This is a genomic window from Bacillus sp. RC242, assembly GCF_044908245.1.
Classification (GTDB): domain Bacteria; phylum Bacillota; class Bacilli; order Bacillales; family Bacillaceae_G; genus Bacillus_A; species Bacillus_A mycoides.
Genome location: NZ_JBIYCZ010000013.1, coordinates 16,003 through 29,434 on the forward strand (window position 1 = coordinate 16,003; position 13,432 = coordinate 29,434).

At 36.1% G+C, this 13,432-nt stretch carries 16 protein-coding genes and 2 riboswitches; of the genes, 14 read left to right on the top strand and 2 right to left on the bottom strand.

Going from position 1 to position 13,432, the window contains the following annotated elements:
- Nucleotides 1-5 precede the first annotated feature (5 nt).
- The 10 genes from hisD (at nt 6) to ABH957_RS21510 (ending at nt 6,970) form a co-directional block, all read left to right on the top strand.
- Entirely contained in the window at nt 6-1,295 is a 1,290-nt protein-coding gene (hisD, locus tag ABH957_RS21465; RefSeq protein ID WP_404512174.1) for a histidinol dehydrogenase, read from the top strand.
- Nucleotides 1,295-1,879, top strand: a complete 585-nt coding sequence (gene hisB, locus ABH957_RS21470; RefSeq protein ID WP_002030662.1) for an imidazoleglycerol-phosphate dehydratase HisB — start codon at nt 1,295-1,297, stop codon at nt 1,877-1,879. Before hisD ends, hisB begins: the two co-directional genes overlap by 1 nt.
- The gene (gene hisH, locus ABH957_RS21475) at nt 1,880-2,509 is read left to right on the top strand and encodes an imidazole glycerol phosphate synthase subunit HisH (protein WP_404457340.1); all 630 of its coding nucleotides are present in this window, start codon (nt 1,880-1,882) and stop codon (nt 2,507-2,509) included.
- Complete coding sequence (gene hisA, locus ABH957_RS21480) at nt 2,482-3,201, top strand: 1-(5-phosphoribosyl)-5-[(5-phosphoribosylamino)methylideneamino]imidazole-4-carboxamide isomerase (protein ID WP_404457338.1); 720 nt, start codon at nt 2,482-2,484, stop codon at nt 3,199-3,201. Before hisH ends, hisA begins: the two co-directional genes overlap by 28 nt.
- Nucleotides 3,195-3,953, top strand: coding sequence for an imidazole glycerol phosphate synthase subunit HisF (gene hisF, locus ABH957_RS21485; RefSeq protein ID WP_002126292.1), 759 nt, complete (start codon nt 3,195-3,197; stop codon nt 3,951-3,953). Before hisA ends, hisF begins: the two co-directional genes overlap by 7 nt.
- Nucleotides 3,950-4,255: a phosphoribosyl-AMP cyclohydrolase gene (hisI, locus tag ABH957_RS21490; protein ID WP_016092996.1), complete on the top strand. Its 306-nt coding sequence runs from the start codon at nt 3,950-3,952 to the stop codon at nt 4,253-4,255. The genes hisF and hisI overlap by 4 nt, the downstream gene beginning before the upstream one ends.
- A 10-nt stretch (nt 4,256-4,265) precedes the next feature.
- Complete coding sequence (gene hisE, locus ABH957_RS21495) at nt 4,266-4,589, top strand: phosphoribosyl-ATP diphosphatase (RefSeq protein ID WP_404447566.1); 324 nt, start codon at nt 4,266-4,268, stop codon at nt 4,587-4,589.
- A gap of 12 nt (nt 4,590-4,601) precedes the next feature.
- Nucleotides 4,602-5,621 carry a histidinol phosphate phosphatase domain-containing protein gene (locus ABH957_RS21500; protein WP_404512176.1) on the top strand — a complete coding sequence of 340 codons (1,020 nt, stop codon included), beginning with the start codon at nt 4,602-4,604 and terminating at the stop codon, nt 5,619-5,621.
- A gap of 68 nt (nt 5,622-5,689) precedes the next feature.
- Nucleotides 5,690-5,854, top strand: coding sequence for a YozQ family protein (locus tag ABH957_RS21505; RefSeq protein ID WP_002193236.1), 165 nt, complete (start codon nt 5,690-5,692; stop codon nt 5,852-5,854).
- Between the two features lie 135 nt (nt 5,855-5,989).
- On the top strand, nt 5,990-6,970 hold the full coding sequence (locus tag ABH957_RS21510; RefSeq protein ID WP_404512178.1) for a 2-hydroxyacid dehydrogenase family protein: 981 nt from the start codon (nt 5,990-5,992) through the stop codon (nt 6,968-6,970).
- A 32-nt stretch (nt 6,971-7,002) separates the two neighbouring features.
- On the opposite strand, the gene pssA is transcribed toward ABH957_RS21510, so the two are convergent.
- Together pssA and ABH957_RS21520 are read right to left on the bottom strand one after the other, a co-directional pair.
- On the bottom strand, nt 7,003-7,704 hold the full coding sequence (pssA, locus tag ABH957_RS21515; protein WP_404447561.1) for a CDP-diacylglycerol--serine O-phosphatidyltransferase: 702 nt from the start codon (nt 7,702-7,704) through the stop codon (nt 7,003-7,005).
- 182 nt (nt 7,705-7,886) lie between these two features.
- Entirely contained in the window at nt 7,887-9,773 is a 1,887-nt protein-coding gene (locus ABH957_RS21520; protein WP_404512180.1) for an LTA synthase family protein, read from the bottom strand.
- 253 nt (nt 9,774-10,026) lie between these two features.
- On the opposite strand from ABH957_RS21520, the gene ABH957_RS21525 reads away from it, so the two are divergent.
- From ABH957_RS21525 to ABH957_RS21540, 4 genes are all read left to right on the top strand, one after another.
- Nucleotides 10,027-10,422, top strand: a complete 396-nt coding sequence (locus ABH957_RS21525; protein WP_016092994.1) for a DUF3888 domain-containing protein — start codon at nt 10,027-10,029, stop codon at nt 10,420-10,422.
- 89 nt (nt 10,423-10,511) lie between these two features.
- A riboswitch (Lysine riboswitch) is annotated at nt 10,512-10,693 on the top strand.
- 180 nt (nt 10,694-10,873) lie between these two features.
- Complete coding sequence (gene lysA / locus ABH957_RS21530) at nt 10,874-12,190, top strand: diaminopimelate decarboxylase (RefSeq protein ID WP_002126306.1); 1,317 nt, start codon at nt 10,874-10,876, stop codon at nt 12,188-12,190.
- Between the two features lie 117 nt (nt 12,191-12,307).
- Nucleotides 12,308-12,416: riboswitch (SAM riboswitch) on the top strand.
- Nucleotides 12,417-12,488: 72 nt separating this feature from the next.
- On the top strand, nt 12,489-12,632 hold the full coding sequence (locus ABH957_RS21535; RefSeq protein ID WP_000116159.1) for a YezD family protein: 144 nt from the start codon (nt 12,489-12,491) through the stop codon (nt 12,630-12,632).
- A gap of 87 nt (nt 12,633-12,719) precedes the next feature.
- On the top strand, nt 12,720-13,424 hold the full coding sequence (locus ABH957_RS21540; RefSeq protein ID WP_002011694.1) for a phosphoadenylyl-sulfate reductase: 705 nt from the start codon (nt 12,720-12,722) through the stop codon (nt 13,422-13,424).
- Nucleotides 13,425-13,432: the final 8 nt, after the last annotated feature.

A 13,432-nucleotide genomic window follows, 5' to 3' on the forward strand; every position in this document is an offset into this window, starting at 1 on the left:
TTTAAATGGAGATAGTTTTTGAAGATTTCCAAGAGGCTTTATCGAAAATAAAATCGCTACGAGAAAGCGCTAATATAATAGAAGAAACTGTTCAAAGAAGTGTAAGTGAAATTGTTCAAAACGTAAGGGAGAGTAGAGATGAGGCTTTATCGTTCTATACAAAAAAGTTTGATGGTGTAGAGACAAAAGATTTTCGTGTAAGTGAGGAAGAAATAAAACAAGCAAGTAAGTTTGTAGAACAAGCTTTTTTAGAAGCGTTAAAAGAGGCGAAGAAAAATATTATCTCGTATCACGAAAAGCAAAAAAGACAATCTATGTTTGATTGCGTGAGTGAAGGGGTAATTAGAGGGCAGCTTATTCGTCCGTTAGAAAATGTAGGTGTATATGTGCCGGGCGGGACTGCTTCGTATCCTTCATCAGTATTAATGAATGTATTGCCAGCAAAACTCGCAGGAGTGAAAAAAATTGTAATGGTAACACCGCCGAAGCAAGGAGGAATTGATCCGCATATTTTAGCTGCTGCAAGTCTTGCAGGTGTAGATGAAATATATATGGCCGGTGGTGCTCAAGTAATTGCTGCTCTAGCATATGGAACGGAATCGATTCCTAAAGTAGATAAAATAGTTGGACCAGGGAATTTATATGTCGCGCTAGCGAAGCGAGAAGTATATGGGATAGTCAATATCGATATGATTGCTGGACCATCAGAAATTGTAGTTATCGCAGATGAAACAGGAAATGCCGAATATATTGCTGCTGATTTATTATCACAGGCAGAACATGACGAGAGGGCAACAGCTATTTGTATTACAACAAATATAAAGCTTGCTAAAGAAGTAGAAAGAGAAATAGAAAGGCAGCTAGAGACGTTGCCTAGAAGTGAAATCGCTCGTGAATCCATAAAAAGAAATGGAGCAATTTTTATTGTCCCTTCTTTAGAAGAGGCGTTTCATTTATCAAATGAAATCGCTCCAGAACATTTAGAGTTACACATAAAAGAGCCAATGAATGCTCTAGCTTATGTAAAGCATGCTGGATCAATTTTTCTTGGTCCATATGCACCTGAACCGCTCGGAGATTATTTGGCGGGGCCGAATCACGTATTACCGACAAGTGGAACGGCAAGATTTTTTTCTCCGTTATCCGTCGATGATTTCGTAAAAAAATCAAGCTTCGTTTCGTACACGGAAGAAGCGTTAAGAAGTGTACAGCATCATATTGTAGAACTTGCAAATAAAGAAGGTTTACATGCACACGCAAGAGCAATCCAAATTAGGTTTAAGGAGGAAGAATAATGCGCGAGTCTAGTCAAGTACGTGAGACGACGGAAACAAAAATTAAATTAAGTTTGCAACTTGATGAAAGTACGAATGTTTCTGTGCAAACAGGAGTTGGATTTTTTGATCATATGCTAACTTTATTTGCTAGACACGGAAGATTTGGTTTGCAAATTGAAGCTGAAGGTGATGTATTCGTTGATGCTCATCATACGGTTGAAGATGTTGGAATTGTACTCGGAACTTGCTTGAAAGAATCATTGCAAAATAAAGAGGGGATTAACCGTTACGGCTCAGCGTATGTACCGATGGATGAATCTTTAGGATTTGTCGCGATTGATATAAGCGGGCGCTCATATATTGTATTTCAAGGTGAATTAACAAATCCGAAGCTAGGGGATTTTGACACAGAATTAACGGAAGAATTTTTTAGAGCAGTTGCTCATGCTGCAAATATTACGTTACATGCTCGCATTTTATACGGAAGCAATACACATCACAAAATTGAAGCTTTATTTAAAGCGTTCGGTCGAGCGCTTAGAGAGGCAGTCGATAAAAATGCCAATATTAATGGCGTAAATTCAACGAAAGGGATGTTGTAATTGATTGCAATTATAGATTATGGAATGGGAAATATTCGTAGTGTGGAACAAGCATTAAAATATATTGGAACAGAGTACATCATAACGGATGATAAAAAAGAAATATTGAGAAGTGATGGAGTTATTTTACCAGGAGTAGGCACATTTCCGAAAGCGATGGGCGTTTTAGAAGAAAAAGATTTAGTATGTGTGCTAAAAGAAGTTGAGAGCTTAGGAAAACCGCTTCTGGGTATTTGCTTAGGAATGCAGCTTTTATTTGAAAAAAGTGAGGAACTACAAAATTGTAACGGATTAAATTTATTGCCAGGTGTTATTCGAAAGTTAAAAGTTCCTTATAAAATTCCACATATGGGGTGGAATGAATTAAAAAAAGAAGGAGAAATATCGCTTTGGAATGGAGTAGAGGACGGTTCTTTCGTATATTATGTCCACTCTTATTATGCAGATTGTCCGAATGAAATTGTGTATGGGGCAAGTGAATATGGAGTGAAAGTACCTGGTTTTGTAGCAAAAGGAAATATATTTGGCGCACAGTTTCATCCTGAAAAAAGTGGGGAAATTGGGATGCGAATGTTAAAAAATTTCAAAGGGGTGGTAGAAGCATGGAAATCTTCCCAGCTATCGATATAAAAGAAGGACGATGCGTCAGGCTTTATCAAGGAGAGTTTAGTAAAGAAACGGTGATGAATGAAGATCCAGTCGCACAAGCAATCATATTTGAAAAACTTGGAGCGAAAATACTACACGTTGTTGATTTAGATGGAGCAATTGTTGGGGAGTCAGTAAATTTACCTGTCATTGAAAAAATATGCAAGGCGGTACGTATTCCAGTGCAAATTGGAGGAGGAGTTCGGTCACTCGCGGCAGTGGAGAAGTTGTTGTCAGTAGGTGTAGAAAAAGTGATATTAGGAACGGCTGCCCTTTACGATAAATCATTTTTAGAAGAAGCGGTTCGTCTATATAAGGAGCAAATCATAGTTGGAATTGATGCGAAAAATGGTTTCGTAGCAACGAGGGGCTGGTTAGATGTGTCTGAAATTTCGTACATCGATTTAGCGAAGCAAATGGAAAGTGTAGGTGTTCAAACGATTGTGTTTACGGACATTTCAAAAGATGGGACACTTGCAGGACCAAATTTTGAGCAATTAGAGTTACTGCAAAAAAGCGTGGGTATTCGTGTGATTGCATCTGGAGGTGTCGCATCTATTCAAGATGTGAAAAGATTAAATGATATGAACATATATGGCGTCATTATTGGGAAGGCACTTTACGAGAAAACGATTGATTTAGAAAAAGTGTTACAGGTAACAAAACTATGTTAGCAAAACGAATTATTCCATGTCTAGATGTGAAAGAAGGGCGGGTAGTAAAGGGTGTGAATTTTATAGGGTTACAAGACGTCGGTAATCCTGTTGAAATAGCCGCATTATATAATGATGCGGGAGCAGATGAAATCGTATTTTTAGACATTACTGCGACGCATGAAGGGCGAAAAACGATTATAGATGTTGTAGAACAAACAGCCTCAAAGGTGTTTATTCCTCTTACAGTTGGCGGGGGGATTTCAAGTGTTAAAGATATGTACAATTTACTAAGAGCTGGAGCAGATAAAGTTTCAATAAACTCAGCGGCAGTGAGAAATCCGAAGTTAATCCAGGAAGGTGCGGAACATTTTGGCTCACAATGTATTGTCGTAGCAATCGATGCTAGAAAAGTAGCAGAAGATAAATGGAATGTATACGTAAATGGCGGAAGACTTAATACGGGAATGGATGCAATCGAATGGGCGAGACGCGTTGCCCAGCTCGGAGCAGGAGAAATTTTGTTGACGAGTATGGATGCAGATGGAACGAAAAACGGATATGATCTTCGTTTAACTGGAGCAATTTCAAACAGCGTTTCTGTTCCAGTAATCGCATCAGGTGGATGTGGTCATGTGGATCACATTATAGAAGTATTTCAAAAGACAACAGTTGATGCAGCATTAGCGGCATCAATCTTTCATTATGGTGAAGCGACTGTACAAGATGTAAAGAGAAAATTAAGAGAAGCAAACGTTGAGGTGCGGTTATGAAACCTAATTTTGCAAAAGGATTGATACCAGCTGTTGTTATCGAGGAAGATACGAAAGAAGTTTTAATGTTAGCTTATATGAATGAAGAAGCGTATGACAAGACGCTGGAAACGAAAAGAACATGGTTTTATTCCCGTTCGAGACAATCGTTATGGAATAAAGGAGGTACATCGGGAAATATCCAATATGTGCAATCACTTTATTTAGACTGTGATCAAGATGCAATCGTTGTTGTCGTAAAGCAAGTAGGGCCTGCTTGCCATACGGGAGAAAAAACGTGTTTTCACTACAAAATTATATAGGGGGATACATATGGAAGATATCCTTAAGTTATTATTTGAAACAATTGAAGAAAGAAAGAAAAATCCACTCTCTGAATCATATACGAATTATTTATTTTCAAAAGGTGAAGATAAAATTTTAAAGAAAATTGGTGAGGAGTGCACCGAAGTAATTATTGCGTCTAAAAATAATGATAAAGAAGAAATAGTAAAAGAAATGGTTGATGTGTTCTATCACTGTTTTGTTCTATTAGCCGAAAAAAATATTCCATTAGAAGATGTCATGCAAGAAGTGAAAGAAAGAAATGGAAAGCTTTCGCGAGTAGGGGACAGAAGAGAAATAGATAAATTATAAGGGGGAATATGGATGAAAGTGGACTATCACATTCATTTAGAAGAAGGGCCATATTCAATAGGGTGGCTAGCTAAAATAAATGATGCGCTACAATATTTTGAACCGCTTAAAGAAGAAAAACATTCTATGGAATGGATTATGAAAACACAAGAACGCCTGCAAAGACGTGTGAAGGAAGGTCCATTTACAGCGAAATGGATTGATTTATATTTAGAAGAAGCTGTGCGAAAAGGTATAAAAGAAGTTGGCATTGTCGATCATTTATATCGTTTTCATGAAGCGAAAGGATATTATGAAAAGTATGTAGATATTAGTGATTCTAAGCTTGGTCGCCTGCAAAAAGAATGGTTAGATCAAGTAAGAGTAACGTCTATTTATGATTTTACAAAGGCGATTGAAGAGGAAAAAGAGCGATGGAGTAAACGAGGGATAACGCTCAAACTTGGAATTGAAGCGGATTATTTTATCGGGGGTGAACAAGAGTTAAAAGGTTTACTAGCATTAGGAGACTTTGATTATGTAATCGGTTCGGTCCATTTTATAGATGGATGGGGATTTGATAATCCAGATACGAAAGAGTATTTTGGTACGCATGAGTTACATACTTTATATCACACGTTTTTCGCTACAGTTGAAAGTGCTGTTCGTTCCGAGCTTTTTGATATTATAGCTCACCTTGATAACATAAAAGTATTTAATTATCGATTGGATGAGAATGAACAGCTTTCTTATTATAAGGAAATTGCTCGTGCGTTAGTGGAAACAAATACAGCAACAGAAATAAATGCGGGATTGTACTATCGATATCCTGTGCGCGAAATGTGCCCAAGTCCGCTTTATTTACAAGTATTAGCTAAGCATGGAGTTCCGATTACTCTATCCTCAGATGCCCATTATCCGAATGATTTAGGAAAGTATGTGGAAGAGAATATAAAGACATTACGCAATCATGATATTTCTCACATAGCTACATTTACGAAACGAGTAAGAACGATGAGATTGCTTGAAGAAGAAGGAATAATTTCAAAATGAAACACGATTTTTTGATGAAAATCACCCTTTTTGTTCAAAATAAGAAAGAATGAAAAGGAGGATAAAAAATGGCGAAACAACAAAATAAACAAAATGTACAAGCGGCAGGTCAAGCCTATACTTCTGAAACAAATAATACTGCTAACTCAGTTATTGAGGAACAAATTAGCGATACAGTTGCAGAAGGAACAATCGATGCGAAGCTTGGGAAAGAATCGCAAGAAAAAGCGTAAAACGAGGGGAGAGTTGCATCTCCTCTTTTTTTATGGAAAAGTGTCGATTTTCAAAACTATAATCAAATTCCTTGGTTTTTATATGTAGATTTCTTACAATGAAATATAAGAGATATCATATTTTGTATAGAAGAGGTGTTAGTAGTGGCGAAAATATTAGTAGCAGGGAAAATTCCAGAAATCGGATTAGAATTATTGAAAAATCATGATGTAGAAATGTACAATAAAGAAGAATTAATTAGTGTAGAAGAGTTAGCAGAACGTGTAAAAGATAAAGATGCACTTTTAAGCTTACTTTCTACGAAGGTATCGAAAGAGGCTATTGACGCAGCACCAAACTTGAAAATTATCGCAAATTATGGTGCTGGTTACGATAATATTGATTACACATATGCTGGAGAAAAGGGTATTGCTGTTACAAATACGCCGAAAGTATCTACAGAGGCAACAGCAGAATTAACGTTTGCACTGCTTTTAGCAGCGGCACGTAGAATTCCTGAAGGGGATACCTTATGTCGTACAACTGGATTTAACGGCTGGGCACCATTATTTTTCTTGGGTCGTGAAGTGCACGGTAAGACAATTGGAATCATTGGCCTCGGAGAAATTGGGAAGGCAGTTGCAAAGCGTGCGAGAGCATTTGGAATGAATGTTTTATATACAGGACCAAATCGAAAGCCTGAAGCTGAAAGTGAACTGGAAGCGACATACGTAACGTTGGAAGAATTATTACAAACAGCGGACTTTATTACAATTAACTGTGCTTATAATCCGAAATTACATCATATGATTGATGAAGAACAGTTTAAAATGATGAAGAAAACAGCATATATTATAAATGCTTCACGTGGACCAATTATGAATGAATCAGCACTTGCTCATGCACTAAAAACGAATGAAATTGAAGGTGCAGCTCTTGACGTATTTGAATTTGAACCGAAAATTACAGAAGAGCTAAAAGGATTAAAGAATGTAGTACTTGCTCCTCACGTAGGAAATGCAACATTCGAAACACGTGATGCAATGGCTGAAATGGCAGTAAGAAATATTTTAGCTGTATTAAATGGTGAAGAACCTGTAACACCTGTAAATCAAAAAGTATTAGTTACAAAATAAAAAAGAAACCTTCCGAAATACGGAAGGTTTTTTTATTTTTCTTTACTCGCTTTTTTAGAAGGTCTTTGTCTAATAAATTGAGATAACATATACAAAATGTATAGTGGAATGGCAATGAATAAGAAAACAGAAATGTTGCCAAAACTTGTTTGGTACATTGTGATAATAATTCCAACTAAAAATAGTGTAATAATTATGCTATATCGTGGAATTGGTACATCTTTTAAACTTGGGATACGAACACGGCTCACCATTAAAAATGCGAACGTTACGAATACGGTAATGAGAACGATTTTTGGAATGGTATGTGAAAATAATGTTAAGAAAGCAACAAGCCCTCCTGCTGCAGTAATCGGAACTCCAGTGAAATATTTCATAGAAGTAGATGATGGCGTTACATTAAATCGTGCTAAGCGATATGCTCCGAACAGTGGGAATAATCCCGCTATGTATAGTCCAATGATGCCATAGTTGGAGAAAGATGTGTAATACATTAACACAGCAGGTGCTGCGCCAAATGTTACAACATCCGCGAGTGAATCAAGCTCTTTTCCCATTTGTGAATCAACGCGTAATAAACGAGCGACACGACCATCAAGACTATCTAACATCATCCCGATCAGTACTAAAATAGCAGCTGATTTATAATATCCTAAAGATGCATAGCCGATTGACAAAAATCCGCTATATAAATTCCCGAGCGTAAATAAGTTTGGAATAGCTGCTCTATACAAAATCTGATCCCTTGCTTTCTGTTATAAATTCTTAATTAGTGTATGAAAGTTTACTTATTTTATCATACCATAAATTTCTTTCTCATACGAAAAAAATTCCCAATTTGTGAAAGATTGTATAGAAGATAAATTTGAAAAAAAAGTAAAAAAAGGAAGCAACTTTTGTAAAGTTGCTTCCTACACTATTCAAATTTCGTTGTCATCGTTCCGGTTTTATATCGATTGTTAGGATCAAATCGTAATAAATCTCCATAAATGAGTTTGTCGGATAATTTTAATTCTGTTTTTGCTTTTTCAATATAAGGCTGACATAGTGTTAAATCAGCTTCTTCACCTGTGCTTCTTTTATAGCACATATTTTTTGTATAAACATAATCTTCCGAAACAAAACTGCCGTCTCGCATTACCATAAGAGGGTCTTTTTCTTTCGTAAATAAGTCTGTTCCAAATTCTACGGATTGATTTGTTTTAATACCAAGTAAATGAAGTAACGTTGGTTTAATATCAATTTGACCAGATACTTTAGAGATGACTTTTCCTTCTTGGCCAGGCACATGAATAATGAGAGGGACGCGTTGTAATTGCATAGAATCAAACGGTGTAATAGCGTCTTTCCCAAGGAACTGAGCCATAGCTGCATTATGGTTTTCAGAAATGCCGTAATGATCACCATAAATGACAATAACGGAATTATCATATAGTCCTTCGTCTTTCAATTGTTTAATAAATAATTTAAGAGCTTCATCCGTGTAACGAACGGTTGGGAAGTAGCGATTTAAAACACCACTTTCGGAATTAAATTCATCAACATATTGATCTTCTGGATTTAGAAGAAATGGAAAATGGTTTGTTAACGTAATAAATTTTGTATAGAACGGTTGTGGTAAAGATTTTAACTTTGGAATAGATTGCTCAAAGAACTCTTTATCTTTTAATCCCCAACCGACAGACATTTGTTCCGTTCCTACGTAATCATTTAAATTAAAGTAACGATCATATCCAAGCGCAGGATACATTACGTCACGATTCCAAAACGTTTTATCGTTTGAATGGAAGACAGCAGAAGAATATCCGTATTTCTTTAATTGTTCTGGTGTGGCAGTGTATTCATTTGTTGCATGAGTAAAGAATACAGAACCACGGTCTAACGGATAAAGGGAATTTTCAACGATAAATTCAGCATCAGAAGTTTTACCTTGTCCCGTTTGATGATAGAAGTTATCGAAATAAAAACTATCTTTAATAAACTCATTTAAAAATGGAGTAATCTCTTTTCCATTTATTTTTTTATTAATAACAAAACTTTGTGTAGATTCCATTGAAATTAAAATTACATTTTTACCCTTTGCAGCTCCAAATAAGTTTTTATCAACTTGTTTATCTTTTGAGTCTGTATAGTTTTTAATTTCAGAGAACCCGTCTCCACTTGCAAATACACGCTCAGCTGAAGACTTAGATTGAAGTGTAATATCAAATAGATGATATGTGTATAACCCTAAATTTTTCACGACAGTTTGACGATCAAATGAGCGTGAGAACATTTGTGGTTTATATATAACTGAAACAACAATTTGTAGTGCTAATAATACTGTTACACCGCTAAAGAAAGTTCGCTTCTCAGAGCGAGAAAGGGGTGTTTTATCACCAAATGATGGGAATTTACGCGAAATAAACATTAAAATAATTGCGTCTGCAAATAAAAGTAATGTTTTATACGTAAAGAGTTCTTTTATACTCGTCCCTAAGTCAGCCATATTATTTGTTTGGAATAAAACAGGGAAAGTAACAAAATCGTTATAGAACCCGTAAAACATTGCATTTCCAAATAAAATAAATGACAGTATAAAACTAATTACAATAATAATTCGGTTTCGGTACTTAGATGCAAGTAAAGCGAAACCAAAAAATAAAAGCAACGAAGCTAGTGGGTTAATAAAAAGCATAAACTCTTCAAAGAAGTTATCAATTCTAATATCAAATGCTAGCTTGTACACAATATATGTTTTTATCCATAATAAAACGACTGCAACTAGTGCAAATCGCAGTTTTGGCAACAGATTTTGTAGCATAATATACTCCTCTCCTAAAAGCATGACGGTTCTTGTGAGCCGGTTTGATTAGCGCCTCATTTTATATATACGAACAGTCCTTTGTTATTATGTTTATTATACTATGAGTATCATTATACGAAAATAAAAGAGAGTTGTGGGCTTTTTTATAATAATTGAGTAGAAAAAGGGCAGTGGGAGACAATAAAACGGAGTTTCTATGTATGATAATTATCGTGCGCAAAAAGAATCGAGTAATAAAACGGAGGTTATAATGCGAAAATTATTATATTTTATAGTATGCAGTAGTGTTATACTTTTTGCTTCACCGAGTGTGTCGGTAGCACAATATGATGCACCCCTTATGGAAGATGCCCTTTATTCTGTTTTATTTCCAAAAATAAATAAGGCAATTGAAAAACAATATGGGAGCTTGAAGCCTTATCAATGTCCTAAAATTATTAGTTTAAAAAAAGTGTATAGTGGTACATATTTATTTCAAGCGAGTATTGAAGTAACGAAGTATGAACAGGTTGGTGGGAAAATTGTTCCACCATTTGAGAAGGTAACGATTACATTTAATAACGAAGAGGGCGAATGGGAAGTGACAAAGGTTTCAGTAAAGCGCTTACCAAATGATACAAAATTAAACTGTAAAAAAACAATATAAAAAATTGTTTGACAAATAAAATGGTCCTTTGGTATTGTTAATAGCAACAATTAGATGTTTGAAAATTAAATAGACTTACCTCATCTACTCTCAAAGGTAGAGGCCGCGATAGGAAAGAGTAAGCTATGGGAGATTTAGTGGAATCTGTGATCATAGGTTGAAAGGGACTATTGCCGAAATATAAGAATAACCATCTTATTCATATATTGGGACTGCATTGAATAAATGTAGTACTGTCATAAAATTTATTTTATGAAGAGCTATTTGGAGATGTTGATGCGGTTTCTTATTTTGAGAAGATAACAACTCGTTTATTTTTTCAATATATATTTTTCCTAATAAGAAACGCGTGTGAACATTGTTCCGCGCGTTTTTTGTCTATCTAAAAGCGTGCTGCAATGAATAGAAGATTGGGGTTATGAGTTTTAGAGGAAATAAGGGAGGAATTTAAATGTATTTACACGGCACAAGCCGAATCAATGGGCAAGGACACTTAGAAATTGGTGGGTGCGATACGACGCAGCTAGCAAAACAATACGGAACACCACTTTATGTATACGATGAAGAGTCTATTCGAGGAAAGTGCCGCGCGTTTCATCGTGCTTTTAAAGAAAGTGGTTTCTCTTATCAAGTAGCATATGCAAGCAAGGCGTTCTTGTGCATGGAGATGTGCCGAGTAGCTCGTGAAGAGAATATGTCTTTAGATGTTGTTTCTGGAGGAGAATTATATACTGCGCTCCAAGCTGGTTTTCCGGCATCGCGTATTCATTTTCACGGAAATAATAAAACAGAAGAAGAAATGATTATGGCTCTTCAGGCGAATATCGGTTGTTTTGTAGTAGATAATTTCTTAGAATTAGAAATCTTGCACGATTTAGCAATGCAACATGGGAAATTTGTGAACATATTAATCCGTGTAACGCCTGGAGTAGAGGCACATACACACGAATATATAACAACAGGTCAAGAGGATTCGAAATTTGGATTTGGTGTTTCAAATGGTCAAGCGATGCAAGCAATTGAGCTTGCCTTGCAAAAATCAAATTATAATGTGCTAGGAATTCACTCGCACATCGGATCACAAATATTTGAAACGGCTGGATTTGTTCGAGCAATTGAAGTACTCCGCCAATTTTTAGAAGAAGTGAGAGAGCGAACACATTATGTGATGAAAGTATTAAATGTGGGCGGAGGTTTCGGTATACGTTATACGGATTCAGATACACCGTTAACACTTGAAACGTATGTGCACGCTGTAACAAGTACGATAAGAGAACAATTTACATTATGTGAATATCCGCTTCCAGAAATATGGATTGAACCAGGTCGTAGTATTGTAGGTGATGCGGGAACAACACTTTATACAGTCGGAGCGGTGAAAGAGATTCCTGGCATTCGGAAATATGTTTCAGTCGATGGTGGAATGACAGATAATTTAAGACCAGCTCTATACGGAGCCCGTTATGAGGCGATGTTGGCGAATCGAGGGAATGATGAGAATGAGGAACTCGTTTCGATTGCTGGGAAATGCTGTGAAAGTGGAGATATGCTGATTTGGGATATTAACTTACCGCAAGTTGCTTCTTCTGATTTACTAGCAATTTCTTGTACGGGGGCATATGGGTACTCGATGGCGAATAATTATAATCGTATTCGTAGACCAGCTGTCGTCTTTGCAAAAGGCGGGACGTCACAAATTGTCGTAGAACGTGAAACATATGAAAATATCATTGGGAACGATCGCATACGTATTAAAGAGCTGGTGTGAATGAGAAAGAAGGAGTTGTCTAGTAAAGGCAACTCCTTTTAAAAAAAGAAAAATAATTAAATATATCGGAAAACTAGGATTGAAAAAAATCAGAATTGTGATAAAATACAAATACAAAGCTTATCAAGAGAAGCTGAGGGAACTGGCCCTACGAAGCTCGGCAACCTGCTTATAGAAAGCAAGGTGCTAAATCCAGCAAAATGGAATCCATTTTGAAAGATAAGGTAAAATATATTACCGAACAGTCTTTTCGAAATGGGAAAGATTTTTTTTATGAATAAAAAGGGGGGCTGTTTGCGTGAGCGTACGGGAGCATTTTGATGAAGTATCTGAGAAAATTCAAGCGATGCTTGCTGATATGAAATATGGTTCCATTACAATTGTTGTGCAAGATGGAAAAGTGATTCAATTAGAAAAAAGTGAAAAGGTTCGTTTAAAGTAAAAAGCGCTGACTAGAAAAACTAGAGGCGGTTTTAATCTATTTTTAATAGGTTAAAGCCGTCTTTTTGCTTTTACAGGGGGAAAAAACATGTTGACGTACGAAACGTGGAAAGAAAATAGTGTTTCATTTTCTGAAGAAGATGAAACGAAAGGCGCGCTATCAGTATTAAGTTGGGCTTATAACGAATATAAAGATGAAATTGTATATGCATGTAGCTTTGGGGTGGAGGGAATGGTTTTATTGCATCTTATAAACCAAGTAAATCCATCTGCTAAAGTTGTATTTTTGGATACAAATGTTCATTTTCAAGAAACGTACGAATTAATTAAGAAGGTACGCGAGAGATTTCCTTCATTAAATATTATAGAAAAACAGCCAGAACTTACACTCGATGAACAAGCGAAGCTTCATGGAGAGAAGTTATGGGAAAGTAATCCGAATCTTTGCTGTAGTATTAGAAAAATTTTACCGTTAGAAAAATCATTAGCAGCGGAAAAAGCGTGGATATCAGGCTTAAGAAGGGAACAATCAGAAACGCGTAAGCATACACAGTTTATAAATCAAGATCGTCGTTTTCAATCTATTAAAGTTTGTCCGCTCATTCATTGGACTTGGAAAGAAGTTTGGCGATATGTATATAAACATAGTTTGCCGTATAACCCATTGCATGATGTTGGCTATCCGAGTATTGGGTGTGAGAAATGTACATTACCTGTAGGTGATGGTGGCAACTCAAGAGATGGAAGATGGGCTGGGAAAATGAAGACGGAATGTGGCCTTCACTTTCAATGAGATAGATT

Coding starts and splice junctions, on each gene's coding strand:
- hisD (WP_404512174.1), top strand. CDS start 6: ATGGAGATAGTTTTTGAAGATTTCCAAGAGGCTTTATCGAAAATAAAA.
- hisB (WP_002030662.1), top strand. CDS start 1,295: ATGCGCGAGTCTAGTCAAGTACGTGAGACGACGGAAACAAAAATTAAA.
- hisA (WP_404457338.1), top strand. CDS start 2,482: ATGGAAATCTTCCCAGCTATCGATATAAAAGAAGGACGATGCGTCAGG.
- hisF (WP_002126292.1), top strand. CDS start 3,195: ATGTTAGCAAAACGAATTATTCCATGTCTAGATGTGAAAGAAGGGCGG.
- hisI (WP_016092996.1), top strand. CDS start 3,950: ATGAAACCTAATTTTGCAAAAGGATTGATACCAGCTGTTGTTATCGAG.
- hisE (WP_404447566.1), top strand. CDS start 4,266: ATGGAAGATATCCTTAAGTTATTATTTGAAACAATTGAAGAAAGAAAG.
- ABH957_RS21500 (WP_404512176.1), top strand. CDS start 4,602: ATGAAAGTGGACTATCACATTCATTTAGAAGAAGGGCCATATTCAATA.
- ABH957_RS21505 (WP_002193236.1), top strand. CDS start 5,690: ATGGCGAAACAACAAAATAAACAAAATGTACAAGCGGCAGGTCAAGCC.
- ABH957_RS21520 (WP_404512180.1), bottom strand. CDS start 9,773: ATGCTACAAAATCTGTTGCCAAAACTGCGATTTGCACTAGTTGCAGTC.
- ABH957_RS21525 (WP_016092994.1), top strand. CDS start 10,027: ATGCGAAAATTATTATATTTTATAGTATGCAGTAGTGTTATACTTTTT.
- lysA (WP_002126306.1), top strand. CDS start 10,874: ATGTATTTACACGGCACAAGCCGAATCAATGGGCAAGGACACTTAGAA.
- ABH957_RS21540 (WP_002011694.1), top strand. CDS start 12,720: ATGTTGACGTACGAAACGTGGAAAGAAAATAGTGTTTCATTTTCTGAA.